Below are 26,445 nucleotides of genomic sequence, written 5' to 3' on the forward strand. Positions count from 1 at the left end.
GGGCGCTGCCAGCGATGCTGCTCGCGGTGCGTTGCCCGGCCTCCCTCCTGCCCAGAAGCCCGGACGCGTGAGCACATTCCGACCCGAACCATCCGCCGTGGAGGTAGCTCCACGGCCCCTGTCCCGGCGCGCCACCGGCGTCGACCGGGTCTTCACCCTGGCCGCCACCACGGTCGGCGCAACGGTGCTGGTGATCACCGGCGGCATCGGCGTCTTCCTTGCCTGGCAGGCCGTTCCGACGCTCAAGCGCTACGGCTTCTCGTTCTTCACCGAGACCTCCTGGCAGCCCGAGGCCAACATCCTCGGCATCGGTGCGGTGCTCGGGGGCACGTTCTCGATCGCCTTCGTGGCGTTGGCGATCGCCTTCCCGCTCTCCTTGGCGACCGCGCTCTACATCAGCGAGTACTCGCCCGCGAAGCTGCGGCCCACGCTGGTCTCGCTGGTCGACCTGATGGCTGCGGTGCCGAGCATCGTCTACGGCCTGTGGGGCTACTTCCTGGTGATGCCCTACGCCGCCGAGCTCGCCCTGTGGCTGCACCGCAACTTCGGCTTCCTGCCCTTCTTCAAGGTCGACGCCGATCCGGGCGCCGCGGTATGGGACCCGTCGCGCTACGTCTCCAGCGCCTTCTGCGCCGGCATCGCGGTCGCCATGATGGTGATGCCGATGGCCTGCGCGGTGATGCGGGAGGTCTTCGCGCAGACGCCGCCCGGCGAGAAGGAGGCGGCGCTCGCCCTCGGCGCCACCCGCTGGGGCGTGATCCGCAACGTGGTCCTGCCGTTCGGTCGCGGCGGCATCATCGGCGGCACCATGCTCGGCCTGGGCCGAGCGTTGGGCGAGACCATCGCCGTGCTGCTGATCATCTCCCCGGCCTTCGACCTCAAGCCGCGTGTGCTCGAGGTCGGAACCAACTCGATCAGCGCGCTGATCGCCGGCCGCTTCGGTGACGCCAGCCCGGCCCAGCTCTCGGCGCTGCTCGCCGCCGGCTTCGTGCTCTTCGGGATCACTCTGGTGATCAACACCCTGGCCGCGATCGTGGTCAACCGCAGTCGCTCCGGCGCCGGAGCGGAGGCCTGATGGCGCTGTTGGCGAGCGAGGTCGAGCCGATCCTGGCTCCCCAGCCCCGCGGCACCACCGAGATCCCGCATCGTGACGTCGACGTCGAGCCACCGGTGCCACGGCCCGGACTCGGCAAGCCCACCGCCGAGGAGCGCGCGTTGCGCTGGTCGGTCTGGCTGGCGGCCGGTGCCCTGGCCTGGCTGATCACCACCCGGCTGGTTCCGCTGACCGGTCTGCCCTGGCTGGTGATCGTCTGGTTCGCCTGCGGACTGCTGATGACTGCCGTGACCAGCGCGATGACCGCGCGCCGCGTCGACCTCGTCGACCGGCTGATGGAGTCGGTGATCACCGGAGCCGCGGTCCTCGTCGCGGTCGCGCTGATCAGCACGATCGGCTTCGTCGTGCACCGGGGCTGGGAGCCCTTGCTGCACTGGAACTTCTTCACCGAGGACATGGCGGGAGTCGGTCCGCGCGACCCGTTCACCTCCGGTGGCGTGCTGCACGCGATCATGGGCTCGCTGATCCAGATCGGCATCGCGGTAGCGGTCACCGTGCCCCTGGGGATCGGCACGGCGGTCTTCATGACCGAGATCGGCGGCCGGTTCGCGCGGATCGTGCGCACCGTCGTCGAGGCGATGACCGCCCTGCCCTCGATCGTGGCGGGCCTCTTCATCTACACCGTGCTGATCGTGGCGCTGGGCATCCCGAAGTCCGGCATCGCCGCCGCGATGGCGCTGAGCGTGATGATGCTGCCGATCATCGCCCGCGCAGCGGACGTGGTGCTGCGGGTCGTGCCCGGCAACCTGCGCGAGGCGAGCCTCGCCCTGGGCGCGAGCCGCTGGCGCACCGTGTGGCACGTCGTCCTGCCGACGGCGCGGCCCGGCCTGGCGACCGCCCTGATCCTCGGCATCGCCCGTGGCATCGGGGAGACGTCGCCGGTGCTGCTGACCTCGGGTGCCGCCAGCTTCCTGGTTCTCAACCCGACCGACGGCGTGATGAACTCCCTGCCGCTGTACATCTTCAGCACCGTGCGCAGCGGTGAGCCGATGGCCGAGGCCCGGGCCTTCGCAGCCGCCACCGTCCTGCTGGGCCTGGTGCTCGCCCTCTTCGTGATCGCGCGCCTGATCGCTCGCCCGCGCAGCAACAAGCCGCGCCTGCGGCATCGGCTGCGGCGTCTCGTCCCCACTGTCTGGAGGAACCGTTGAACCGCCCATCCCGCCGCGTCCTGCTGGCCTTCGCCGCTCTGCTGACGGCACTGACGCCGGCCCTGCAGTCGGCGTCCGCCCAGGCGGCGCGTCCCGACTACGCCCAGATCGAGGGCTCCGGCTCCACCTGGTCCCAGGTGATCGTGGACCAGTGGATCGCCGACGTCAGCTCCAGCGGGATGCCGGTCACCTACAGCGGTGGCGGCTCCTCGATGGGGCGCAAGAACTTCGCCCAGGGCGTGACCGACTTCGGGATCAGCGAGATCCCGTACCCGGGAACCGACGAGTTCGGGAACCCGGACACCAGCAACGGACGCGAGTACGCGTACCTGCCGATCGTGGCCGGCGGCACGGCGTTCACCTACCAGATCAAGGTGGGCGGCAAGATGCTGAAGACGCTGCGACTCTCGGGGGAGACGCTGGCCAAGATCTTCACCAACAAGATCACCAACTGGAACGACCCGGCGATCACCAAGGACAACAACGGTCGGGCGCTGCCCTCGCTGGACATCACCCCGGTGGTCCGCTCGGACGGCTCGGGCACCACCGCGCAGTTCACCACCTGGCTGGACAAGGAGTACCCGTCGCTGTGGCGGCCCTTCTTCGGCCGCAGCGGCTACACGTCCTACTACCCGCGCAAGGGCCGCGCGCTCGCGCAGTCGGGCTCGGACCAGGTGATGAACACCGTCGCCGGATTCGCCGGCAACGGCACCATCGCGTACGTCGAGTACTCCTACCCGGTCAACAAGAACTTCCCGGTGGTGAAGGTGCTCAACAAGGGCGGCTACTACGTGGAGCCCACCCAGTACAACGTCGCGGTCGCCCTCACCCAGGCGAAGATCAACAAGGACAAGGGCTCTCAGATGTATCTGACCCAGATCCTCGACGGCGTCTACCGGGCCAAGGACCCACGCGCCTACCCGCTCTCGTCGTACTCCTACATGATCCTGCCGACCGGAGCCGACGACCGCCGGATGACGACGGCGAAGCGGCAGACGCTGATGGACTTCATGTACTACGGCCTGTGCGAGGGCCAGACCAAGGCGGGGCCGTTCGGCTACTCGCCGCTGCCGCTCAATCTGGTCAAGGCGGGCTTCGAGCAGCTGAACCTGCTGGCCAAGGCCGACGGCGGCGTGGACGCCAAGAACCGCGACGTCAGCCGGTGCAACAACCCGACCTTCGTCTCCGGCAACCTCAACGAGAACAAGCTCGCCAAGGAAGCCCCGATGCCGGCTGCGTGCGACAAGGTCGGGGCCGGGCCGTGCGGCACCGAGACCGGGACCGGCAAGCCGTCCACCGACGACGGCTCCGCGCCCGGTACCGAGGACACCGGCACGACGGCGCCCGGAGCGCCCGGAGCACCGGGCACCGAGGACGGCGCCCCACCTGCGGTGGATCCCGAGACCGGGCAGCCGGTCACCGCTCAGACCACCGCCACCAGCGCCGAGGTGTTCGCCAACCCCACCGAGGTCAGCGCCGACCGCGCGGCAGAGCGGAAGGTCTTCGGTTGGCTCGCCGTCGGCGAGCTGCTTGCGCTGGTCCTGCTGCCCGGCCTCGGAGCGGCCTGGCTGCGCCGGCGACAGATGCTGCGGAGGCAGGCATGAGCAGCAACCACGACCCGCGCTGGCTCGAGCGACTCTGGCGTGGATCGCTCGCCCTCACCCTGGCCGGGCTGGTGGGTGCGGGCGCCCTTGCCGCGACCGCCAGCGCGACGCCGAGCACCGAGCGCACCGGGGAGGCCGGCGGCCTCACCCAGACCCGCACCCTGAGCCGGGTCTTCGCCGCGGACGGCGCCGAGGAGGTGGTCGACTCCCGGGAGGTCACCGTGCAGGTCAGCCACGCCGACCAGCTGCGCGGGCGTGAGCGGGTCAAGGTGTCGTGGAGCGGCGCCCGCCCGAGTGGCGCGAGGGCGGCGGATCCCTATGGCGAGAACGGCTTGAGCCAGGAGTACCCGGTCGTCGTCATGCAGTGCCGCGGCACCGACGACCCTGACGCCCCGGCCTCGGCGCAGGTCCGTCCGGAGACCTGCTGGACCTCCACCCGCCAGCAGCGCAGCCTCGCCGTCAGCGATCGGACGGCGGTCTGGCGCCACGACCTCTTCGCCACCGACGCCGCCCGGGAGGCGAAGTCGGGACGCGACCCGTTCCCGGCAACCGAGTGCAACGATCCGGCCAGCCTCTCCTCCCACGTCACCCCGTTCCAGGCCCGCGACGGCAAGGAGCACCTGGCGTGCACCGCCGAGACGATGCCGCCGGAGGCTGCCGTCGGCGCGGCCTATCCGCCGGCCGAGGTCGCTGCGTTCACCGGCGCCGACGGCACCGGCAGCGTGAGCTTCGAGGTGCGCTCCGACGTCGAGAACGGCTCCTTGGGCTGCTCGGCGACGGTGGCCTGCTCGATCGTGGTGGTGCCGATCATGGGGATCAGCTGCCTGGACGACGACCGCGAGTGCCGCCGTGCCGGTCGCTGGCTGCCCGGCTCCAGCAACTTCTCCCAGCAGGGCGTCGACCTGGCCGTCTCCCCGCAGCTGTGGTGGAGCGAGTCGAACTGGCGCAACCGGTTCACCTTCCCGGTCACCTTCGGCCTGCCCGCCGACACCTGCGACATCCAGGACTCGCGGCCGCCTACGGGCTTCTACGGCTCCGAGCTGCTGGCCCAGGCGGCGCTGCAGTGGTCGCCCGCCTACTGCCTGAGCAAGAGCCGGTTCAAGTTCCAGCACAACCGGATGCCCGACGAGGCGGGCTTCAAGCTGATGGAGACCGGCCAGGGTGCTGCGGCGCTGGTCTCGGGTGAGCGGGAGAGCACCGGCGACGCCCCGGTCGGCTATGCGCCGACGGCGATCACCGGCTTCTCGGTGGGCTACTCGATCGACCGGCCGGACAATGCGGGGGAGTACGGCCAGCTGCGGTTGAACGCACGCCTGCTGGCGAAGCTGCTCACCCAGTCCTACCTGGGCTCCGACCTGGGGCGGGGCCACCCCGGCATCGAGGACAACCCGCTCTCGATCAACCGCGACCCGGAGTTCCAGCGTCTCAACCCGGGGCTGGACGACACCGCACGGGAGGCGGCTGCCACGGTGCTCTCGCTCTCCGAGTCCAGCGACGTGATCGAGAGCCTCACCTCCTACCTGCAGGCGGACCCCGCCGCGCGGGCGTTCATCGCCGGCAAGCCCGACCCGTGGGGGATGGTGATCAACCCGTCCTACAAGGCGATCGCACTGCCGACGCGGGAGTGGCCGCTGCTCGACGAGTACGTGCCGAGCACCGAGCGTGAGTGCCTGCAACAGAACCCGGCGCCGTACTTCACCCAGCTGGCCGCCCCGGTCGCGACCATGCGCAAGATCGCCGAGGCCGTGCTGGACGCCTGGCCGAACGTGCAGACCCGCTGCGAGCGGGCGACCAGCAGCGACCCCTGGAAGCTCGGCCGCGTCGAGCGTCAGGGTCTCGGCACCCGGTTCGTGCTCGGCATCGTCAGCCTGGGCGACTCGGCTCGCTTCGGGCTGCGCGACGCCGCGCTGGAGACCAAGCCGGGCTCCTTCGTGGCACCGAGCGAGGCCTCGATGGCGGCGGCGGTCAAGCTGGCGAAGCAGAAGGAGCGCACCGGCCCGTTCGTGATCGAGCAGAAGGCGGTCCGTGCCTCGGGCAAGGCATACCCGGGAACGATGGTCGTCTACACCGCGGCGCGCTTGCACGGTGCGGACAAGGCCGAGTCGAAGAAGGTGGCCCAGTTCATCCGGGTCGCCACCACCGAGGGACAGCGACCGGGCCGTGGCAACGGCGACCTGCCGGCCGGCTACCTGCCGATCCGGCGCGCCGGCGTCACCGCGCCGCTCTTCGCGACGGCGCAGCGGGTGGCTGACCTGGTCGAGGCACAGCAGGCCCCCACCACCGCAGCCGAGCCCGGCGACGGCGAGGACGACGGCACCACCGATCCGAGCACCGACGCGCCCGGGACGGCACCCGACCCGGACGACGCCGAGAACCCGGACCAGGACGGACCGACGACCGCCCAGGACCCGACCAAGCTCGCCTCCTCAGTGACCGCGACCCCGGACAGCTCCTCGCGGCTCGGCCGGGTGGCCCTGCCGCTGGCACTGGGCATCGCCCTGCTGGGTGGGCTCCTCTCCTCGGCGGCCCGGGTGATGATGCGGCTGCGGAGGATCCGATGACGACCGCGGCCCCGACCGGCGCACGGGTGGCGCGGCCTGCGCCCGCCCGTGCCGACGACGAGCAGTTGCGGCTCTTCTCGACGTCGCTGACCATGCTCGGCCTGCTCGCGGTCTGGTTCCTCGCCCAGCTGTTCGTCCTCAGCGCGATCTCCCAGGACCGGCAGCAGCAGATCCTGCACGACCGCTTCCGTGCCGAGCTCGCCTCCGCGGTGGCGCCGGTCGGCCCGATCGTGGACCAGGGCGCACCTGTCGCCCTGTTGAGGATCCCGGCGCTCGAGCTGGATCAGGTGGTGGTCGAGGGGACGACGTCGGGCGACCTGTTGGCCGGTCCCGGACACCGCCGTGACACCGCCCTGCCCGGCCAGGTCGGCACCTCGCTCGTCTACGGCAGGTCCGGAACCTACGGCGCCCCCTTCGCCAAGCTCGCCGAGCTCTCGGTCGGAGACCGGATCGAGGTCGTCGCCGGCCAGGGCACCACCCGGTTCTCGGTGATCGGCATCCGCCGCGCCGGCGACCCGCTGCCGCAACCGGCGAGTGGCGAGGTGGCGCGGCTGACGCTGGCCACCTCGGAGGGCGAGGGCCGCCTCGGCGCGCTCGCCCGCGGCGACGTCGTCTACGTGGATGCCGAGGCAGAGAAGGGCTTCCCGGCGCCCGCCGGCCGGTTCTCGGCGGTCGGCGAGGAGGAGAAGGCGATGGGCACCGACCACGGGATCCTGCCCCGCCTGGCGCTCCTGCTCGGCCTGCTCGTGCTCACCACGCTGGCCATCGTCGCCGCGCGTCAGCGCTGGTCCGCGGCGCTGACCTGGGTAGTCGCGACGCCGGTCGCGGTGGCGCTCTGCTGGGCGACCACCGACGCCGCGATGCGGCTGCTTCCCAACCTGGTCTAGCGATCAGGCCCCCACAGTTCGAACCAACAACTGCAGCACTGAATCAATGAGGAGAAAGTGATGTCTGCACGTAGGTACGTCGCCGGTCTGGCTGTCGCGGCGGCTGCCGTCGCCACCCTGGCGAGCACCCCGGCTGCGAACGCCGACCCGGCGTTCACCCCGAAGGCCGACGACGTCGTCGGCGTCGGCTCGGACACCAGCCAGTTCGCGCTGGCCTACCTGGCCAACGGCCACACCGTCGAGGGCCAGGCCGTGGCCGGCTACAACGAGGGTCGCACCAGCGCCCGCCTCGCCTCGTTCGACGCGACCGGTGGCGGCACCGTCGTCCTGCAGGAGGGCTCGGCCGCGATCGCCCGGCCCAACGGCTCCGGCGCCGGCAAGGGTCTGCTCTACGGGGCGGGCAACAACAACCAGGTCGACTACGCCCGGTCGAGCTCGGCGCTCAACGCGGCCGAGGTCAGCGGCGGGCTCTTCGCCTTCCCGTTCGCCCTCGACGTCCTCGAGATGGCGACCGCGAAGACCACCAACGCCCCGGTAACCCTGACCGAGCAGCAGATCCTGAAGATCTACACCGGCGAGATCACCAACTGGAGCCAGGTCGGCGGCACCGCGGGCACCATCGTGCCGATGATCCCGCAGTCCGGCTCGGGCACCCGCTCCTTCTTCGAGTCCGAGCTGAAGCGGATCAACGGTGGCTCGGCGGCGACGCTGGCGCTCTCCGTGCAGGAGGTCCAGGAGCACGACGACACCCAGATCAAGGCCAACGCCAACGCGATCGCGCCGTTCTCGGCCGGTCGTGCCGCGCTGGGTGGGACGGTCCGCCTGGTCGACGGCGGCTTCAGCGCCAAGCGCGCGCTGTACAACGTGGTGCGCCAGGCCGACCTGGAGAACGCGTCGATCAAGGCCATCTTCTCCAGCACCGGCTTCGTCTGCTCGGACGCGGCCCGGCCGTTGATCGAGGCGGCCGGCTTCGACCAGCTGGCCCGGGTCGAGGGTGGCGGCGTCTGCGGTGAGCCCACCCAGAGCGCCACCTCCAACTTCGCCACCAACGAGTTCGCCGTCACCAGCACCGCGCTGGTGGCGACCACCGGTCCCGGCTCGGTCTCCCTGACCGCCACCGTGGACGCCGGCGGCAACGCGGCCGACGGTGCCGTCGCCTTCTACGAGGGCGAGACCAAGGTCGGCCAGGCCTCGCTGGCGCAGGGCCGTGCTGTCCTCAACCTCACCGGCGTGGCTCCGGGCACGCACTCCTACACCGCGCGCTTCGCCCCTGCCGTGGGCGCGCCGTTCGAGGCCTCCGAGTCGGTCGCCGTCCAGGTGACGGTCAAGGCGGCTGCGGCCGGCACCGTCACCCTGGCCCCGTCGGCGACGAGCTACGGCAAGTCCGCCAAGGCGACCGTCGTCCTGACCGGGGCCGGCGAGGCGCCGTCCGGAACGGTGCGGGCGACCGTCGGCAGCACCTCGGTGAGCGGCTCGCTGACCGACGGCAAGGCGGTGCTCACCCTGCCCGCAACGGTGGCGGCCGGCCGCTACGCGGTGAAGGTCGCCTACGCCGGCGACGCGACCTACGCGGCCGGTGCGTTCACCGCGCAGCTGACGGTCGCGAAGGCCGCCAGCAAGGTCACCGCGGCGTTCGGAAAGACCGTGAAGAAGGGCGCCAGGGCGACCGGCAAGGTCAAGGTGGCGCTGGTCGGCAGCAGCGTGAAGGCGACCGGCAAGGTCACCGTGAAGGTCGGCAAGAAGGTCGTCGGCACCGGCACCGTCAAGAACGGCGTCGCGACCCTCAAGCTCAAGAAGCTGGCCAAGGGCAAGAACAAGCTGGTGATCTCGTACGCGGGGACCGGCTCGATCAAGGGTGCGAGCGCGAAGGCGACCGTCACCCAGAAGTGAGACCCCGGGCGCCGCGCTCCCAGCGCGGTGCCCGGTCCGGGTAGGGCCGGCGTCTGACTGGTTCCAGGCGCCGGTCCCCATGCGGGGACAGCGCTCGTGCTGAGCCCCTCGAGAAAGCAGGAGAAGAGTGAACGCGGAGACCTTGACCGGGCCCCAGGCCGGTGCCACCGACGAGACCACGACCATCGAGCCGGTGCCGGCCGACCCGGCGTCGGTGCCGGCCCAGATCGAGGGCATGCGCCGGCTGCGGCAGCGCTCCGGCGAGGGTCTGGCCAGCCTTCAAGCGCGGGGCATCACCGCCTGGTTCGGCCAGCACAAGGTTCTGGAGCAGGTGTCGTTGACGATGCCGGCCGGCAGCATCACCGCTCTGATCGGCCCCTCGGGCTGCGGCAAGTCGACCTTCCTGCGGATCCTCAACCGGATGCACGAGCTGGTGCCCTCGGCCGCGCTGGCCGGCGAGGTGCTGCTCGACGGCGAGGACATCTATGACCCGGCGAAGCGGCTGATCGATGCCCGCCGGGAGATCGGCATGGTGTTCCAGAAGCCCAACCCGTTCCCGGCGATGTCGATCCGGGAGAACGTGCTGGCCGGTCTCAAGCTGACCGGCACCCGCGCGACCAAGGCGACCAAGGACGACCTGGTGGAGAGCTGCCTGCGCCGCGGTGGGCTCTGGAACGAGGTCAAGGACCGCCTCGACGCCCCGGGCGGTGGTCTCTCGGGTGGCCAGCAGCAGCGGCTCTGCATCGCCCGCTCGCTGGCGATCAAGCCCCGCGTGCTGCTGATGGACGAGCCGTGCTCGGCGCTCGACCCGACCTCGACGCGGGTGATCGAGGAGACCATGCTGGAGCTCGCCGAGGAGGTGACGATCGTGATCGTCACCCACAACATGCAGCAGGCCGCACGGGTCTCCGACAAGTGCGCCTTCTTCCTGGCGGCACAGGGCACGCCGGGGGTGATCGTGGAGCACGGCGACACCCAGGCCATGTTCGGCAACCCGCAGGACCCGCGCACCGAGGACTACGTCAACGGCCGCTTCGGCTGACCCCGAGGGCGCAGTCACAGTCGTGGGGATGTTGCTCCGCCCCCGGGCGGGTGTGGTGCGGCTCACCGGAACCCAGGGGGCGACCTAATGCTTGCTTGGTGGCACACTGGGGGGAGAGTGTTCCAGATGATTCGGTGGACGGTGCCGCCGAGACGAAGGTGGAGAGATGACTGAGACCCCCGCGGTGGAGGGCTGGTTCACGACCGGCTCCGAGCCGGCGTTGATTGCCAGCAAGTGTCAGGCCTGCGGCACCTTGGCGTTCCCCAAGGGCGTGGACTACTGCCGCAACCCTGCGTGTGACGGCGAGGAGTTCGTCGACGCCGAGCTGTCGCGTACCGGCACGGTGTGGTCCTACACCGACGCCCAGTACCAGCCGCCGGCTCCGTACACCCCGACCTCCGACCCGTACCAGCCGTTCGCGCTGGCCGCGGTCGAGCTCCCCGAGGGCATCGTCGTGCTCGGCCAGCTGGCCAGTGGCTACGGCGTCGACTCGGTGAAGGTCGGCTCCCCGGTCGAGCTCGTCGTCGAGCCCGCCTGGACGGAAGAGGACGGAACCGTCAAGACCATGTGGAAGTGGCTGCCGACCGAGGCGAGCAAGGGAGCACAGGCATGAGCAACGACGTCGCGATCCTCGGTGTGGGCATGCACCCGTGGGGCAAGTGGGGCCACTCGTTCGTCAAGTACGGCGTCAAGGCCGCCCGTGCGGCGCTGGCCGACGCCGGTGTGCCGTGGACCGATGTCGACCTGATCGTCGGCGGCGAGACGGTGCGCAACGGCTACGGCGGCTACGTGGCCGGCTCGACCTTCGCCCAGGCGCTCGGTTGGAACGGCGCCCGGGTGGCGACCTCCTACGCCGCCTGCGCCACCGGTGCGCAGGCACTGGACACCGCCCGCTCGCGGATCCTGGCCGGTCAGGCCGAGGTCGCGCTGGTGGTCGGCGCCGACACCACCCCGAAGGGCTTCCTGGCGCCGAACGCCGGCGAGCGCTGGGACGACCCGGACTGGCTGCGCTTCAAGCTGATGGGCATGACCAACCCGGGCTACTTCGCGCTCTACGCGCGTCGTCGCATGGACCTGTTCGGCGCGACGTCCGAGGACTTCGCCGCGGTCAAGGTGAAGAACGCCAAGCACGGCCTGAACAACCCCTACGCGCGGTACCGCAAGGAGGTCAGCGTCGCGGACGTCGTGAACTCCGCGGTGGTCTCCGACCCGCTGCACCTGCTCGACATCTGCGCCACCTCCGACGGCGGTGCCGCGGTGGTGATCGCAAGCGAGGAGTACGCGAAGCGTCACGGGCTGACCGACGTCGTCAGGATCAAGGCGATCTCGACGGTCACCCCGACCTTCCCGAACACCGTCATCGACATGCCGCTCTTCTCGACCGAGTCGACCGCAGCGGTTCCGGCAGCGGAGTTCACCTTCAAGGAGTCGATCGCCCAGGCCGCCTACGAGGAGGCCGGCATCGGCCCGTCCGACGTCTCGGTGGCCGAGGTCTACGACCTCTCGACCGCGCTCGAGCTGGACTGGATCGAGGACCTCGCGCTCTGCAAGCGCGGCGAGGCCGAAAGCCTGCTGCGCAACGGCGACACCACCATCGGTGGCCGGATCCCGGTCAACCCGTCGGGTGGCCTGGCCTGCTTCGGCGAGGCCGTGCCGGCCCAGGCGCTGGCCCAGGTCTGCGAGCTCACCTGGCAGCTCCGCGGCCAGGCCGAGGGTCGTCAGGTCGAGGGTGCCCGGATCGGCATCACCGCCAACCAGGGCCTCTTCGGCCACGGCTCCTCGGTGATCGTCGCCAAGTGACCCCAGCGGGACCCCTCCCGCGATAGTCCCTGACGTTCGGCCCCTGAAACCCCGTGTTTCAGGGGCCGAACGTTCGTCAGCGGCCGCTTGACGACGGCAGGGCGCGACTTCGCGGCGCTGTTCAACGAGCCTCCCAGCGGTTGGTTACCCCAACCTTCTCGGTGGTCCAGACACCCATTGAGACCTCTATCACTCCTCCGCTTGACTGCCCGGGTCGCCGGCGGGCCACCGGGCCCGCTTGCTCGGGCGGCGGAGCGAGAGATAGGGGCATGGTGCTGTCGACCGCCAGGATGCTGCGTTGCATCCCAAGCCGAAGGAACCGACTCTCAAGCGCGCCACGGGGCCACGCGCGACGCCGTCCGATCAGTGCGGCGGCGACGCTCGCCGTCGGGCTCGGCATGCTGGTGGCGACGCCGGCACCCGCCACCGCGGACCAGGCCACCGGCCATGACGTGCCGAGCTGGAACAACGGCTGGTCGTGGACCTACGCCACCACGTTCCGCTACCAGGCGACCGGGACCGACGTCTCCATCAACGAGAACGTCACCTACACCGTCGCCGGCGTCGAGACCTTCGAGGGCCAGGAGGCCTACAAGCTCGCCATCACCGGCACCATCACCGGTGGCGGCGGCTCGGTCGCGGTGGACGGCGTCGGCAACGCGACGCTCGACAACTTCAGCGGCAACGTCACGGGCACCCGGTACGTGCGCCGCTCCGACCTGGCGGTGCTGCAGGAGCGTCAGCAGCAGAACCTGAACGCCCGGGCCAAGGTCAGCATCATCACCCAGTCGATCACCGCCAACATCAACCTCGAGCTCAACCCGACGCCGAGCTGGAAGACGCACGACTTCCCGCTCAACCCCGGCGACAGCTGGCGTCACGACGAGCAGATCGGCTACACCGGCGGCTTCAGCTACGACGCAGGCAGCCTCGGCGGGAGCGGCACCGACACCTTCGAGGGCACCCTGCCGTTCGCCGCTCCGGTCTCGGTGAGCGCCGCGAACGTGACGGTGCCGATCGGCACCGTCGCCACCGACTACATCGCCGCGGCCAGCGCCGACGGCAGCACGGTCAACAACATCTGGTACTCGCCGGCGCATCGCAACGACGCGCGCGAGGTGCTGCAGCTGCCGCTCGACGGCGCCTCGCTCACGCTGACCCGCAACCTCTCGGGGGCGGTCACCGCCGGCAGCAACGGGCTGACGGCGTCCGCGAGCGACTCGCGCACCTGCGCCGGCCGGGAGATCACCGTCAGCGGCCAGCTGGCCAGCTTCGCGGCCGGTGTCCCGGTCGAGGTGGTCCTCGACCAGAGCCAGGCGCAGCCCGGGCGCACAGTGCGGGCCACCACCCAGACCACCGCGGGTGGCAACTACGCGGCCACCCTGGCCGTGCCCGCAGAGGGCGACGGCCTGCAGCGGCCCGGCATCCGGGCCTCCTGGGGCGTGACCGCGACCGCGGGCAACGCACGCGCCGCGACCACCGTGCTGGTCACGCCGCAGAACTGCACCACGCTGACCTACACCGGTCCCAACGCTGCCGAGCAGGGCAGCACAGCGACCGTCAGCGCCACGCTGCGCGACCTCACCGGTGCCAGCACCGCAGGGCGCAGCGTCACCTTCACCCTCGGCTCCGAGACGGTCACGGCGACCGCCGACGCCAACGGCGTCGCCACCGCCCAGCTCGGCGTGGTCGGCCCGCCGCGACCGGCGACGCTGAGCGTGTCGTTCGCCGGCACGGCCGGGCTCACCGCCGCGCAGAGCACCGCACCGTTCGTGATCGGCCGGATCGGCACCTCCACCACGGTGACGCCGTCCGAGTCGCCGGCGACGCTCGGTGAGCCGCTGACCTTCACCGCCCACGTCCAGGGCACCGGCAACCCGGCCGGACAGGTCCAGTTCGCCGTCGACGGCGCGGACTTCGGTGCTCCGGTCACGCTGAGCAACGGCTCCGCGACCAGCGCCGCGATCGGCACGCTAGGCCTCGGCCAGCACCACGTGCAGGCGCGCTACCTGGGCACCGACGACCACGCCCCGTCGGCCTCGCCCACGGTGGCCTTCGCGGTCCGGCCGCCGCTGGTCGTGACCAGCACCCGGCTCGACCTCTCCACCGCGAGCGCGACCTACGGTCAGCAGGTCACCGCGCGGGCCACGGTGACCAGCGCCGGAGGCGAGACGCCGACCGGCACGGTGACCTTCCGCTCCGGCGGCCAGGTGCTGGGTGAGTCGGGCATCGACGGCTCCGGGGTCGCGGAGCTGGCGCTGAGCACGCTTCCGGCCGGCTCCCACGACCTGGTCGCGAGCTATGGCGGCGACGAGGTCCATCGGGCCAGCACGTCGGCACCGCAGGCGATCGCTGTCGCCAAGGCCGCGACCACCGTGGACCTGCAGGCGAGCTCCACCAGCACGGTCGCCGGTGAGGCGATCCACCTGACGGCCGGGGTCGCCGTGCAGGCGCCGGGCGGCGGGGTGCCCTCGGGCACCGTGCAGCTGCGGGTCGATGGTCAGAACCGAGGTGCTCCGGTGGCGATCGAGAACGGGGCCGCGGTCTTCGCCCCGCTCGCGCTGGGCGCCGGCGACCACACCCTCAGCGCGGTCTATGCGGGCACCGCCAACTTCGCGGGCTCCAACGCCAGCCTCAGCCAGCAGGTCAGCGCCGCGCAGACCCGCACCGCCGTGGTGATCTCGCCGTCGCCGTCCGCGGAGGGCCAGAGCTTCACGGTCACCGCGCAGGTCGCGGCCGAGGCGCCTGGTGGGGGCAGCCCGAGTGGCGTCGTCACCCTCTACGCCGACGACGAGGTGATCGGTGCCGGGAACCTGGAGGCGCAGGAGTCCGGCAGCCAGCTGAGCGTCAGCGTCGCGGACCTGGCGCCCGGCAGCTACCAGGTGGTGGCGCGCTATGCCGGTGACGCGAGCTACCGTGCCAGCGACTCGGCGCCGACCTCGCACACGGTGATCGCCGGTGCGGCGATCGTGCCGACCACGACCGAGGTCAGCAGCACCGCCAACCCGGCAGGGTTCGGCGATCTGCTCACCTTCACCGCACGGGTGAGCGCCGAGGACGGCAGCGTCCCGGCCGGCCTGGTCCGCTTCACCGTGGACGGCGTCGCGCTCGGCGGTCAGGTCGTGCTGGACGGCGACGGCGTCGCGGAGAGCACCACGATCGCGGCCCCCGAGCCGGGCGACCACACGGTGATCGCGACCTTCGTGCCCGACGTCGGGTTCGGCGGGAGCGGTGCGATCCTCACCCAGACCGTGGACGCGGCGGAGGTCGCCGTCGTGGTGACCAGCAGTCAGGAGGCCGCGCCGTACGGCACCCCGGTGGTGTTCACCGCCCGGGTGGCGGCACTGCGCAGCGCGATCGGCGAGCCGAGCGGCTTCGTCCAGTTCAGCGTCGACGGTCGCCTGCTCGGCGACGCCGTCGCCCTGGTGGACGGCGAGGCGCGCAGCCCGCAGGTCGACGCACTGGCTCCGGGCGCCCACCAGGTCAGCGCCGTCTACTCCGGCGATCGGTCCTTCGCGCCCCGCGGAGCAGAGCTGACCCAGCAGGTCGCCAAGGTGGCCAGCACGACCACGCTGTCCCTCTCGCGCACCAGCGCCAGCCACGGGCAGGCGGTCGAGCTCACCGCGAACGTGACCTCGGCGCGGGCTGGCCTCGGCTCCCCGTCGGGAACCGTCGTCTTCAAGGCCCAGGGCGTGGTCCTCGGTGAGGTCGCGCTGCCGCCGGCCAACGGCCTGACCTCGGTGGCGCGACTCACCGTGAACCAGCTGCCGGCCGGTGCCCATCCGGTGACCGCGCACTACCAGGGCAGCGCGGCGCACGTCGCGAGCACGAGTGGCTCGACCACGTTGACGATCACCAAGCGGGTCACCCGGTTGAGTGCCGATGCGTCGGTGGTGCGGCTGCTTCCGCTGGGCCTGCCGCTCGGGCAGCTGCGCGCGGTGCTGACCGCGGACGGGGCCCCGCTCGCGGGCGCGCCGATCGTCTTCAAGGTCGGCGCCACCACGGTCTGCACGGTGTCGACCGACGCCGCGGGTGTGGCGTCCTGCAACGGCTCCACGCAGCTGTTGGGCCTGATCCTCAACGGTGGCTACAAGGTGAGCTTCGCCGGCGACGCCACCACCGAATCCGCAACGGCCGCAGGAGGGCTGATCCAATGACGCGCATCAACCGACGGCGACTCGTGCCGGTGCTGGTCACCACCGTGGTGGGTGCCACGTTGAGTGCCGCAGTCGGCCTCGGCGCGACCCCCGCGCACGCTGACGTCAACGCACCCGCCGCCAATGCGGTGCTGCGTGGCACCGCCACCTTGGGCGCCAGCGGCGCGAGCGAGGGAACCTTGTGCGCCAACAAGGACAAGCCGCGCACCATCCTGCAGCTGCTGAACTCCAGCAACGCGGTGGTGGCGACCCAGACCAAGGACGGCTCCGGGGCGTTCAGCTACAGCATCGACACGCACAGCCACCCGAACGGTGCGTACACGGTGCGGGCCGAGGAGAGGAACCGGACCGGGACCGTGCTGTGCAGCAACAACACCAAGGTGACCACCCGCGCGGTGAGCATCGACAACATCGTCGAGATCGACTACACCGGGGCGCTCTCGGCGGCGCAGAACACGGTGGCGTCGGTGAGTGCCAGGCTCGCCGACCCGCACCTGGCCGGCAATGTGCTGGCCGGTCAGCCGGTGGTCTTCAGCATCTCCGGCGGCGGCTCGGTGACGGCGACCACCAACGCTCAGGGCGTAGCCTCGGCCAGCCTGCCGATCGCTGGCCCGCCGCGTGCGGCCACGGTGACGGCGCAGTTCGTGCAGACGGCGTTCTACCGCGGCGACAGCGCGTCGGCGCCGTTCACGGTCGGCAAGAACGCCAGCGCGATCAGCGTGCTCCCGCCGGCCGAGGTGGTGCACGGGCAGCCGACCTCGTTCACCGCGCAGGTCGCCGCCGTCAACGGCACCGACGCGCCCGGTGGACAGGTCCAGTTCCTGGTGGACGGCGACGACTTCGGCGCGCCGGCCACCGTGCAGGGCGGCGTCGCCGTGTCGCCGAGCACCGACGCGCTGAGCACCGGTGACCACGCGATCACGGCGCGCTACCTGGGGGATGGGAACTTCCTCGCCGCGACCGCCGCCGCGCAGCAGCTGCGGGTGGGCAAGGCCGCGACCAGCACCACGTTGGACAGCGACCGGGTCACCACGGTGAGCGGCCAGGCCGTCACCTTCACCGCCACGGTGTCGGTGTTGGCACCGGGTGCCGGAACCCTCGGCGGCGCGGTCCAGTTCGACATCGACGGACAGCCCTACGGCACCGCCGTCGCGTTGAGCGGCGACACCGCCACCCTGACGGTGAGCAACCTGGCGCCGGGCAACCACCACATCGAGGCCACCTACAACGGCACGGCCGACTTCGCCGCCAGCGCCTCGGGCAGCCGCACCCACGGGGTGGACCGGGCAGCGACCTCGCTCGATCTGGCCTCGTCGGTCGGCTCTCCGGTGGCCGGTCAGCCGATCACCTGGACCGCCACCGTGGCTCCGGTCGCTCCCGGCGCGGGTGAGCCGAGCGGCGAGGTCCAGTTCTTCGCCGACGGCGAGCCGGTCGGCGCGCCGGTGGACCTGGTGGACGGCGTCGCGCGCTCGGCGCCGACCGGTCTGCACGCCGGGGCGCGGCGGATCACCGCGGACTACGCGGGGGAGAGCCGCTTCGCGGGCTCGACCGCACAGCTCGACCTGTCGGTCGCCGCGGCGCAGACCAGTACCGAGGTCACGGTCGCCCCGAGCCCGTCGGTGGTGGGTCAGAGCGTGACCCTGCGCGCCGTGGTCACGCCGGTCAGCCCGGCACGCGGCGAGCCGGCCGGTGCGATCCAGTTCCTGGTGGACGGCGTCGCGCAGGGCATGTTCGTCGAGCTCGAGGACGGCGTCGCCGAGCTCAGCCTGGGGACCCTGACCCGCGGTGAGCACGTGATCCGGGCCCGCTACCTGTCCGGCGACCCCGACTTCGTCACCAGCACCTCGGCTCCGGTGAGCCACCAGGTGAACAAGGCGGCGACCCGCGTCGAGGTGGAGAGCACCACCCCGGTCGCGGTCTTCGGCCAGCCGGTAACCGTGACCGGCCGGGTCGCGGTGGTGGCGCCGGGCGCCGGCAGCCCGAGCGGCACCCTCACCTTCACCGAGGGCGGCGTCGAGCTGGGCAGTGTCCCGGTCGGTCCCGAGACCGGCTTCCAGGGTGCGCTCGTGCTCGACGAGCTGAGCGTGGGCAGCCACGTGGTGACCGTCTCCTTCGACGGCGACGACTCGTTCCAGGGCGCCGAGGCGACCTTGGTGCAGAAGGTGCAGCGGGCCCAGACGAGCGTCGTGGTCACGTCGTCGGACAACCCGGTGCCGACCGGCTCCCCGGTCCGGTTCACGGCCACGGCGAGCCCGGTGGCTCCCGGCGCCGGTGAGGTCGGCGGCACGGTCCGCTTCACCGTCAACGGCGCGCCGCTGGGCGGCGCCCGTGCGATCGTCGACGGTGTCGCGACCAGCCCGGAGTTCTCCTCGCTGACCCCGGGCCGCTACACGATCGAGGCCGCCTACAGCGGCGACGCCAGCTTCGTGGCGAGCGCCGGCGTCCTGGATCAGGGGACCGGGCAGCAGGTCACCCAGGGTGCCACCGAGATGTCGGTGACCTCGGGTCCGAGCCCGGCCGAGGACGGGGCTCCGGTCACCGTCACGGCCACCGTGAGCGCGCTCGCGCCGTCGACGACGCGACCGACCGGAACCGTGCAGGTGTGGGCGGACAGCCGCCTGCTCGGTGCGGCGAGCCTGGTGGCTGCCGGACCGCGCACGGCGACGGCGACCGTGGTGACCACGGCTCTCGAGCCGGGCAACCACACGCTGCGCGCGGACTACCTGGGCAACTTCAACTACCAGGCCGCCACGGCCAGCACCCAGCAGGCGGTGGCGCGGACGGCGACGGTGACCGGGCTGTGGCTCGGCGAGCAGCAGATCACCTTCGGCGACGACGTCGAGCTGAGCGCCGCGGTGGACGCCGCCGATGGCAGCCTGGCCGGCGGCACGGTCGCCTTCCGGAGCGGTGCCACGGTTCTCGGCACGGCCGAGCTGGTGGCAGAGGACGGCCGGATGGTCGCCCGGATCACCGCGGAGGGGCTGGGCGGAGGCGAGCACGCGATCACCGCGCACTATGCGGGCGACCAGACCCGTGCTGCCAGCGTCTCTGCGGCCCAGGTGCTGGTGGTGCAGCGGGCGGCGACGTCGATGACGGCGCGCTATGTGATCAACGATGTCGGCCCGGGCGGGATCCGGCTGCGGGGCACGTTGCTCGACGGTGCCGGGCAGCCGCTGTCGGGGCAGGTCGTCCGGTTGACCTCGTTCAACGCCTACACCCAGGTCCGGGTGCCGACCTGCGCCGACCAGGTGAGCGATGCCGACGGCGGCGTGGTCTGCGAGGTACCGCTGGAGCAGGCCGGGTGGGGTGGCTACGAGGTCGCCTTCCTGGGCTCGCCCGACTACCTCCCCGCCGAGGACTCCGGCTTCTACCTGGGCGACGGCACCTACGACTGATCTCGCCCTCTTGTCGCCGCCTGGGGGATAGTCCCTGACGTTCGGCCCCTGAGACCGCGTGTTTCAGGGGCCGAACGTTCGTCAGCGGCCTGTGGAGAGCTCAGGGTCGCGATCTGCCGCCGCGCGCGGATCGGCCGGAGAGGGGCGGGGCAGCCGACTGCCCAGCAGCACACCGAGGACGACGACGCCGGCGCCGAACAGCTCGCCGGTGCTGACCGTCTCGTCGAGCACGAGCCAGGCGGTGGTCATTCCGACCACCGGCACCAGCATCGAGAACGGTGCGACCACTCCGGCCGGGTGGCGGGCCATCAGCCAGGTCCAGATCCCCGATCCGGCGAGGGTGCCGAGGAGGATCGTGTAGCCGAGGCCGACCAGCGCGGGTGCGGCACTCGCCGCTCCCCACGACGTCAGCGAAGCGGCGATCTCGCCCGGGCCCTCGACGAGCAGGGAGAGGGCGAGCATCGGGATCGGCGGAACCACCGACATCCACAGCGTCAGGTGCAGCGGGTTCGGCGCCTGGGCGCGGGCATTGGCCAGGTTGCCGATCGCCCACCCGAAGCCGCCGGCCAGGACCAGCAGGAAGGGCAGCAGGGACGCCGCCTCCGCCCGCTGCCAACCGACCACGGCCAGGCCGGCGGAGGCGATCAGCAGGCCGGTCAGCTGCCGTCGGGTGACCCGGTCGCCGAAGACGACGGCGCCGAGCAGCACCGTGAACGGGGCCGAGGACTGCAGCACCAGCGAGGCGAGGCCGGCTGGCATCCCGGCCGCCATTCCCCAGTACAGGAAGAGGAACTGCAACGTGCCGAACCCGACGCCGTAGCCGATCAGCCAACGCAGCTCCACGGCGGGGCGCGGGATCAGCAGTACCGTCGGGATCGCGATCAGTGCGAAGCGCAGGGCGACCAGGAAGAGCGGGGGGAAGTGCTGGAGCGAGGCGTGGATGGCCAGGAAGTTGACGCCCCACAGGACGGCGACGAGTGCAGCCAACAGGCGGTGGGAGATCGGCACCTGTCCATCATCGGCGGCGGAATCCTTCAGGACTAGTGAAATGTTGGCAGCCTGATCTGTAGGTTGCCTTCATGGATCATCGTCACCTCGCGCTGCTGTGGGAGCTCTCCGAACGCGGCACCGTGACGGCGGTGGCGCGGGCGACCCACCGCACGCCGTCCGCGGTCTCGCAGCAGCTGCGCACCGCGCAGCGTGAGTTCGGCGTGCCGCTCGTGGAGCCGGACGGCCGTGGGCTGCGGCTCACCGAGGCGGGACAGGTGCTGGCGGCCGGTGGACGCGAGCTGGCCCGGGTGACGGAGCGGATCCAAGCGGCATGGGACGGGTTCCTCGGTCAGCCGACCGGCCGGGTCACCGTGGCTGCGCTGCCCAGCGCGGCGAGCGTGCTGCTGCCCGGCGTCCTCGATGAGCTCTCCGCGGGGGCGATCGAGCTGCAGTGCGCCGACGTGGACGTCGCCGAGTCGGCCTATGCGGAGCTCGTCGGTGACCACGACATCGTGATCGCCCACAGCCTGACCCGCCGGGCGCCGGCCGGGACCGAGGGCCTGGTCAGCATCCGGCTGGCTCGCGAGCCGCTGGACATCGCCCTCGACGTCGACCACCCGCTGGCGCGACGCACCGAGCTGACGCCGGACCTGCTGGCGGACCAGGAATGGGTCGGCGTGCCGATCGGCTTCCCCTTCGACACCGTGCGGCTCGCGGTGGAGGCGGCGAACGGGGCCGAGGTTCGGGTGGTCCAGCGGATCCGCGACAACCTGCTGGTGGAGGCGCTGATCGAGGGCACTGAGCGGGTCGCGGTGCTGCCGCGGTTCACCTGCCCGCACAGCCCCCAGGTGGTGCTGCGCCCGCTGCGCGTCGTCGACGCCGCCCGCTACATCTTCGCGATCCTGCGCCCCGACCGCGCCGAGCGGCTCGCGGTCCGGACCGTTCTGGACTCGCTCCAACACCACGCTTCGCGCCTCACCCAGGGACTACCGGGAAGTCGGCCGTAGGCGTTCGAGTCATCCACAGGCCAGACCGGGCCGAGGCAAGCCAGGCCGGGAGGCGGCTAGCGGGTGGGGGTGGAGACCGAGGTGATCCGGTGCACCGCGAAGCCGCGGATGTCCTCGCTGCGGTAGTCGTAGGCCATCAGCTGGCCGCCCTCGACGCGGCGCGGCTCGACCAGGCGCTCGGAGCTGGTGCCGTGGTTGTCGACGTACCCGATCAGCACCGTGGCTCCGGTCTCGACGGCCTGGCGCAGGACGGCGAGCGCCTGCGCGGGCGTGGTGGCGGCGGGCCGCTCGGGGCGCTGCACCTCCACCCGGTCGCCGGCCCGGATCGCGGCGACCGCCGACGTGATCGTGACCGCCTCGCGTGCCTCCTCGTTCCCGCGTGACTGGCGCCGCGGCGTCCGCGCCCGGTGACTGGTCGGCGCGGCCAGGTGCACGGTGCCGTCGGAGCTCTCTACCACCGGCGCGGCGCCGAGGTCGCGCAGCGCAGGCAGCAGCTCGTCGATCGGGGTGGTGCTGACCACCACGGTGGGCGCGATCCGGCGCAACCCCAGCGCCACGGCGTCCCGATGGCCGAGCAGGGCGCTCAGCGTCGTCTCGTCGTCGCAGCGCAGGTACGCCTCGGCCCAGCCGATCCGCATCGTGCCGTGGGTGCGCGCGGTGTCGTCGACCAGGTAGCTCAACGCCTGCGGCACCGGGGTGCGGGAGCAGCCGGCCAGGAACTCGTGCAGCTCGGCGGCACTCCAGCCGACGTCGAGAGCGCGCCGCACCGAGGAGCCGGTGAACCGGTAGACGGTGGCGCCGCCGCGCGACTCCACCTCCGCCACCTGCATCAGCCGGGCGGCGAGGTCGGGCACCAGCGGGCCCGGTGCGATCGCGGTCAGGTCGCCCTGGATCAACACGTGGTCCAGCGGGGCGGGGAGCAGCGCGTCGAGGGCAGCCGTGGCGCCGTCCACGTCGCCGTCGACCAGCAGGCGGGCGCCGGGCGCGAGTGCCCCGAGGGCGACCATCCCGAGCTCCGCCGCCTCGCTGACCGCCCAGGCCAGCAGTCGCCCCTGGGTCGTCGGCCGTCGCGGGCGCAGCCACGCGGCACGCGCCACCAAGGAGGGGAGACCCGTCCCGGCGGCGAGGGCCTGGCCCTCAGGAAGCTCGGCGATCAGGCGCAGCGCCAGCTCGCGGGTGTCGCGGGCATGCGGATCGACCAGGTTGGGGGCCAAGGTGTTGGCAGCCTTGCCGGAGGTGTCCCGGCTGCCGATCAGTCCCGGCAACCGCGGCGTGCGCAGCCACGCGCCGACCAGCGCCACCCAGCGCTCGGCCACGCTCTTGCGGGTCCACGCGTCGTAGGCGTCCGTCGGCAGCCACGACTCGGCGAGTCCGCCGGAGGTGCCGGTGGCGAGCAGACCCGCCTCGGCGGCGAGCTCGATGAGCAGTGCCGCGCTCGACTCCTCGACGTGCAGCAGCGCGGCCGCCGAACGCAGGTCCCGGACGCCGAGGCCTCCGGCGCGCAGCGCGGACGGGGGAGCGGTGCCCCAGGTCTCCAGCAAGGTCTCGACGCGCCGGACCAGGTCGAACGCGGCCCCGGCCGCCGCCTGTGCGACCCGCTCCGGCGGCTGCTCGGAGGTGATCAGGTGGGGCTTGGTGGCCTCGGGGGCCGGGCGCGGCCCGAGCAGGTCGGTGATCACGGTGAGCGCGCGGGGGCCGTCGCCCGCCTCCCACACCAGTGCGAGATCGACGAGTCGTGCGATCGCCTCGGGTGGTGGGGTTTGACCACCGTGGATCAGGGCATGAAGGACCGAGAGGTCGGCGGCGGTGAGCAGATCGAGTGCCCGCAGCACCGACGCGCGGGTGGCGGCCCGCGAGGCCAGAGCCGAGGAGTCGGAGGGAGCGGGAGTGGCGAGATCGGGACGATCGCGCAACAGCCGGGCAAGCCGGGGCTCCGGCCAACTACGCAGTTGGTCGGCCAGCGACCGGTGCGTCGGTGTGCTCGCGCTCATCGGCGCAACGTTACCCGGCTCACCCCATCCGCGGTCAGACTCCCGGCAGAGCCGGCCGGCGACGACGGGACGGTGCGCGTGGTCCATCTGAACTGCGGCGCGGCCAGCCATGTCGGCCTGGTCCGCAGCGCCAATCAGGATGCCTACCTCGCCTCGTCCCCGGTCTTCGTGGTCGCCGACGGGATGGGCGGCCATCAAGGTGGCGAGGTCGCGAGTGCGATCGTCGTCGAGGAGTTCGCCCGCCTGGTCGCCGACGGCTTCGACGCCACGGACGGGATCGGCGCGGTGGCGCGGGTGCTGGCGATCGCGCAGGAGCGGATCGCCAAGCATGTCGTGGAGCAGCAGGCCGACGGCACCGGCTACTACGCGGGCACGACGGTCGCGGCAGCCCTGCTCTGCGCCGACCAGGAGGGCCCCAAGTGGCTGCTGGCGAATCTCGGCGACTCCCGCATCTACAAGGTGCATCAGGGCCGCTTCGAGCAGGTCTCGGTCGATCACTCGGTGGTCCAGGAGCTGGTGGAGAGCGGCACCATCGACGCCGCTGCGGCCGCCACCCATCCCGAGCGTCACGTGATCACCCGTGCGCTGAGCGCGGCGGGCCGCACCGACCCGGACTACTTCCTGCTTCCGCTCGCCTCGGCAGAGCGACTGCTGATCTGCTCCGACGGGGTCAGCGGGATGGTCGACGGCGACACGTTGGGTGCGCTCATCCGCGAGGTGCCCGATCCCCGCGACGCCGCGGAGGCGGTGGTTGCGGCCGCGCTGCGTGGGGGCGGGGAGGACAACGCCACGGCGATCGTGGTCGATGTGGTGGGATGGTCCGAGTCCGATTCGCAGGCCAGACGGAGCGAACCGGTGAGTCTCGAAGAGAAGTTGGGTGCACTGCCATGAGTGAGAACTCCACCTCGTTCCACGCCGGTGACTGGTTCGGCATCGTCGGCGCGAAGGTGCAGGTCTACCTGCCGCCGAGCGAGAAGCCGCGGGTCGCGGGCCTGTGGGAGCTGGTCGACGCAGGTGCCGACTTCGATGAGGTCCTCGATGCCCTGATCAGCGGCGGGCTCCGCGCGCTGCCCGCCTTCGCCCTGTTGAGCGTCGACGGCGACGCCGCCCGGGTGGTGCTGCGCGGTGCGGTCTCCGCCGAGTTCACGGTGGCCGCTGACGTCGTCACCTTGGACGGCCGCGACGCAGCGACGTGGCTGGAGCAGTCGCTCTCCTCGGTGAGCCAGGCCCGGCTGCTGCTGCAGGAGGTCGAGGAGGCCGTCGTCGGTCTGCTGCCGGGCGGATTGGTCCGGGTCGCTCAGGTCGACCACCCGGCTGTGGTGGAGGTCGTCGCACTGGGTGCCGGCGCGCCCCTCGACCTCAGCGCGCAGTCGATCCCGGAGGCGCCGGTCGCCGACGCCGGGACCCCGTACTTCGACGCGGCGGTCGCTGCCGCTCCGCAGGTGGTCGCTCCGCCCGAGCCCGTCGAGGAGCCGGTGCCGGCCGCTGAGCCCGTCGCGCCTCCGGCCGAGGAGGCCGAGCCTGTCGACGCCCTCTCCGCGCCCGCGACCGAGGAGTCGGACTGGATCGCTGCTCCGCAGCCGGTCGCCGACCCCGAGGCCACCGACGTGATGCCCGCGATCACCGACGACGGCCCGGACCTGATGCCGCCGCTTCCGGGAGCGCTCGGCGCTGCTGCGGTTCCGCTGCCCGACGTGCCGCCGCTTCCGCCGATGCCGGAGCCGCCGCTGCCCCGCAACCCGGTGCCGGGCTTCCCCGACCTTCCCGAGGACGAGGCGCCCGCCGCGCCCGCCTCATGGGGGCCGCCTGCCGAGGCCCAGCCGCCGGCCGGCTCCGACCACGACGGCCAGACGGTGACCGGGAACTGGGACTCCAGCCAGTTCCAGCGCCAGCACCCGGGCATCCCCGGCCAGCCCCCGGCGCCGAGCGTCACCGCACAGCCGGTGGCCCGACTCCTCTTCTCCAGCGGCGATGTGGTCGACGTCGACCGGGCGATCCTGATCGGCCGTGCGCCCGAGGCTCGCCGCTTCACCTCCACGGAGCAGCCGCGCCTGGTCACCGTGCCGAGCCCCAACCAGGAGATCTCCTCGACGCACCTGGAGGTGCGGCCCGGCTCCGGTGCCGACCACGGCACCGCTGTGGTCAGCGACCTCGGCTCGACCAACGGCACGGTCCTGGTCCTGCCCGGCCTGGCGCCCGAGACGCTGCAGCCGGGTGTGCCGGCCCAGCTGCTGCCGGGCTCGGTGATCGACCTCGGCGACGGTCTCACGATCCAGGTCACCAGTCCCTGAGATGGCGGCCACTGCTCCTGTCGCGCAACCGGACCGCCGGTTCCATGCGTTCCTCGTCGACCGGCTGATCGGCTGGGGCGCCTTCGCGCTGACCGCCGTCGCCGCCTGGTGGTGGCTGCTGCGTGAGGACGAGGTGCTGCTCGGGATCGTCGTGATCGTGGCGGTGGTGCTGGTGGTCTCGCTCGCCTTCGCGGTCGGGCTGGGCCTTCGTGGCACCAGCCCGGGCCGGGCGCTGGCCGGCATCCGGGTCGTCGACGTCGACACCGGCGGTCCGATCGGCGTGGGTCGTGCCCTGCTGCGCTCCTTCATCGTGGGCGTCGGCTCGTTGCCGATGTTCGGCCTCGGCCTGGCCGCTCTGGCCTGGACGGCGATCGAGGACCGCAGCGGTCAGCGTCGCGGCTGGCACGACCACGTGGCGCGCAGCGTGGTCCTGGACGTGCGTCCGCGTCCGGCGGTCGAGGAGGCGGACGACGCTGCTCCGGTGCACCTGGTCAACCTGACCGCGATGCGCCTGGCGCCGGTGCGCGCCCACGCCTCGCGGTCGGCCGGACCGCCGTCGAGCGGCGCC

General features: G+C 72.1%; 17 protein-coding genes. 15 read left to right on the forward strand and 2 right to left on the reverse strand.

What is annotated here, in order from left to right; translation table 11 throughout:
- Positions 1 to 97: 97 nt before the first annotated feature.
- From pstC to ABD151_RS19140, 11 genes are all read left to right on the forward strand, one after another.
- Positions 98 to 1,075 carry a phosphate ABC transporter permease subunit PstC gene (pstC, locus tag ABD151_RS19090; RefSeq protein ID WP_343996417.1) on the forward strand — a complete coding sequence of 326 codons (978 nt, stop codon included), beginning with the start codon at positions 98 to 100 and terminating at the stop codon, positions 1,073 to 1,075.
- Positions 1,075 to 2,262, forward strand: a complete 1,188-nt coding sequence (gene pstA, locus ABD151_RS19095; RefSeq protein WP_343996418.1) for a phosphate ABC transporter permease PstA — start codon at positions 1,075 to 1,077, stop codon at positions 2,260 to 2,262. The genes pstC and pstA overlap by 1 nt, the downstream gene beginning before the upstream one ends.
- Positions 2,259 to 3,866, forward strand: coding sequence for a phosphate ABC transporter substrate-binding protein PstS (locus ABD151_RS19100; protein ID WP_343996419.1), 1,608 nt, complete (start codon positions 2,259 to 2,261; stop codon positions 3,864 to 3,866). Before pstA ends, ABD151_RS19100 begins: the two co-directional genes overlap by 4 nt.
- A complete protein-coding gene (locus tag ABD151_RS19105; protein ID WP_343996420.1) occupies positions 3,863 to 6,427 on the forward strand; it encodes a hypothetical protein in 2,565 nt (854 codons plus the stop codon). Before ABD151_RS19100 ends, ABD151_RS19105 begins: the two co-directional genes overlap by 4 nt.
- Positions 6,424 to 7,314: a sortase gene (locus ABD151_RS19110; protein WP_343996421.1), complete on the forward strand. Its 891-nt coding sequence runs from the start codon at positions 6,424 to 6,426 to the stop codon at positions 7,312 to 7,314. Before ABD151_RS19105 ends, ABD151_RS19110 begins: the two co-directional genes overlap by 4 nt.
- 60 nt (positions 7,315 to 7,374) lie before the next feature.
- On the forward strand, positions 7,375 to 9,204 hold the full coding sequence (locus tag ABD151_RS19115; RefSeq protein ID WP_343996422.1) for an Ig-like domain repeat protein: 1,830 nt from the start codon (positions 7,375 to 7,377) through the stop codon (positions 9,202 to 9,204).
- Between the two features lie 235 nt (positions 9,205 to 9,439).
- Positions 9,440 to 10,246 carry a phosphate ABC transporter ATP-binding protein gene (locus ABD151_RS19120; protein ID WP_343996447.1) on the forward strand — a complete coding sequence of 269 codons (807 nt, stop codon included), beginning with the start codon at positions 9,440 to 9,442 and terminating at the stop codon, positions 10,244 to 10,246.
- Positions 10,247 to 10,412: 166 nt separating this feature from the next.
- Positions 10,413 to 10,859 carry a Zn-ribbon domain-containing OB-fold protein gene (locus ABD151_RS19125; RefSeq protein ID WP_343996423.1) on the forward strand — a complete coding sequence of 149 codons (447 nt, stop codon included), beginning with the start codon at positions 10,413 to 10,415 and terminating at the stop codon, positions 10,857 to 10,859.
- Positions 10,856 to 12,046, forward strand: a complete 1,191-nt coding sequence (locus tag ABD151_RS19130) for a lipid-transfer protein (protein ID WP_343996424.1) — start codon at positions 10,856 to 10,858, stop codon at positions 12,044 to 12,046. Before ABD151_RS19125 ends, ABD151_RS19130 begins: the two co-directional genes overlap by 4 nt.
- Positions 12,047 to 12,444: 398 nt before the next feature.
- Positions 12,445 to 16,203, forward strand: coding sequence for an Ig-like domain repeat protein (locus tag ABD151_RS19135; protein WP_343996425.1), 3,759 nt, complete (start codon positions 12,445 to 12,447; stop codon positions 16,201 to 16,203).
- Complete coding sequence (locus ABD151_RS19140) at positions 16,200 to 19,598, forward strand: Ig-like domain-containing protein (protein WP_343996426.1); 3,399 nt, start codon at positions 16,200 to 16,202, stop codon at positions 19,596 to 19,598. Before ABD151_RS19135 ends, ABD151_RS19140 begins: the two co-directional genes overlap by 4 nt.
- Positions 19,599 to 19,679: 81 nt before the next feature.
- Here ABD151_RS19140 and ABD151_RS19145 read toward each other — a convergent pair whose 3' ends face one another.
- A complete protein-coding gene (locus tag ABD151_RS19145) occupies positions 19,680 to 20,606 on the reverse strand; it encodes an EamA family transporter (RefSeq protein ID WP_343996427.1) in 927 nt (308 codons plus the stop codon).
- A 71-nt stretch (positions 20,607 to 20,677) separates the two neighbouring features.
- Between ABD151_RS19145 and ABD151_RS19150 the strand changes: the two genes are divergently transcribed.
- The gene (locus ABD151_RS19150) at positions 20,678 to 21,595 is read left to right on the forward strand and encodes a LysR family transcriptional regulator (protein ID WP_343996428.1); all 918 of its coding nucleotides are present in this window, start codon (positions 20,678 to 20,680) and stop codon (positions 21,593 to 21,595) included.
- Between the two features lie 56 nt (positions 21,596 to 21,651).
- Here the strand turns inward: ABD151_RS19150 and ABD151_RS19155 are convergent, their stop codons facing one another.
- Complete coding sequence (locus ABD151_RS19155; protein ID WP_343996429.1) at positions 21,652 to 23,586, reverse strand: helicase-associated domain-containing protein; 1,935 nt, start codon at positions 23,584 to 23,586, stop codon at positions 21,652 to 21,654.
- A 72-nt stretch (positions 23,587 to 23,658) separates the two neighbouring features.
- On the opposite strand from ABD151_RS19155, the gene ABD151_RS19160 reads away from it, so the two are divergent.
- The 3 genes from ABD151_RS19160 to ABD151_RS19170 form a co-directional block, all read left to right on the forward strand.
- Positions 23,659 to 24,477: a PP2C family protein-serine/threonine phosphatase gene (locus ABD151_RS19160; RefSeq protein ID WP_343996431.1), complete on the forward strand. Its 819-nt coding sequence runs from the start codon at positions 23,659 to 23,661 to the stop codon at positions 24,475 to 24,477.
- A complete protein-coding gene (locus ABD151_RS19165) occupies positions 24,474 to 25,877 on the forward strand; it encodes an FHA domain-containing protein (protein ID WP_343996432.1) in 1,404 nt (467 codons plus the stop codon). The genes ABD151_RS19160 and ABD151_RS19165 overlap by 4 nt, the downstream gene beginning before the upstream one ends.
- Before the next feature lies 1 nt (position 25,878).
- On the forward strand, positions 25,879 to 26,445 hold a 567-nt coding region (locus ABD151_RS19170; protein ID WP_343996433.1), incomplete at its 3' end, for an RDD family protein.

The organism is Nocardioides dubius (assembly GCF_039528155.1).
Classification (GTDB): domain Bacteria; phylum Actinomycetota; class Actinomycetes; order Propionibacteriales; family Nocardioidaceae; genus Nocardioides; species Nocardioides dubius.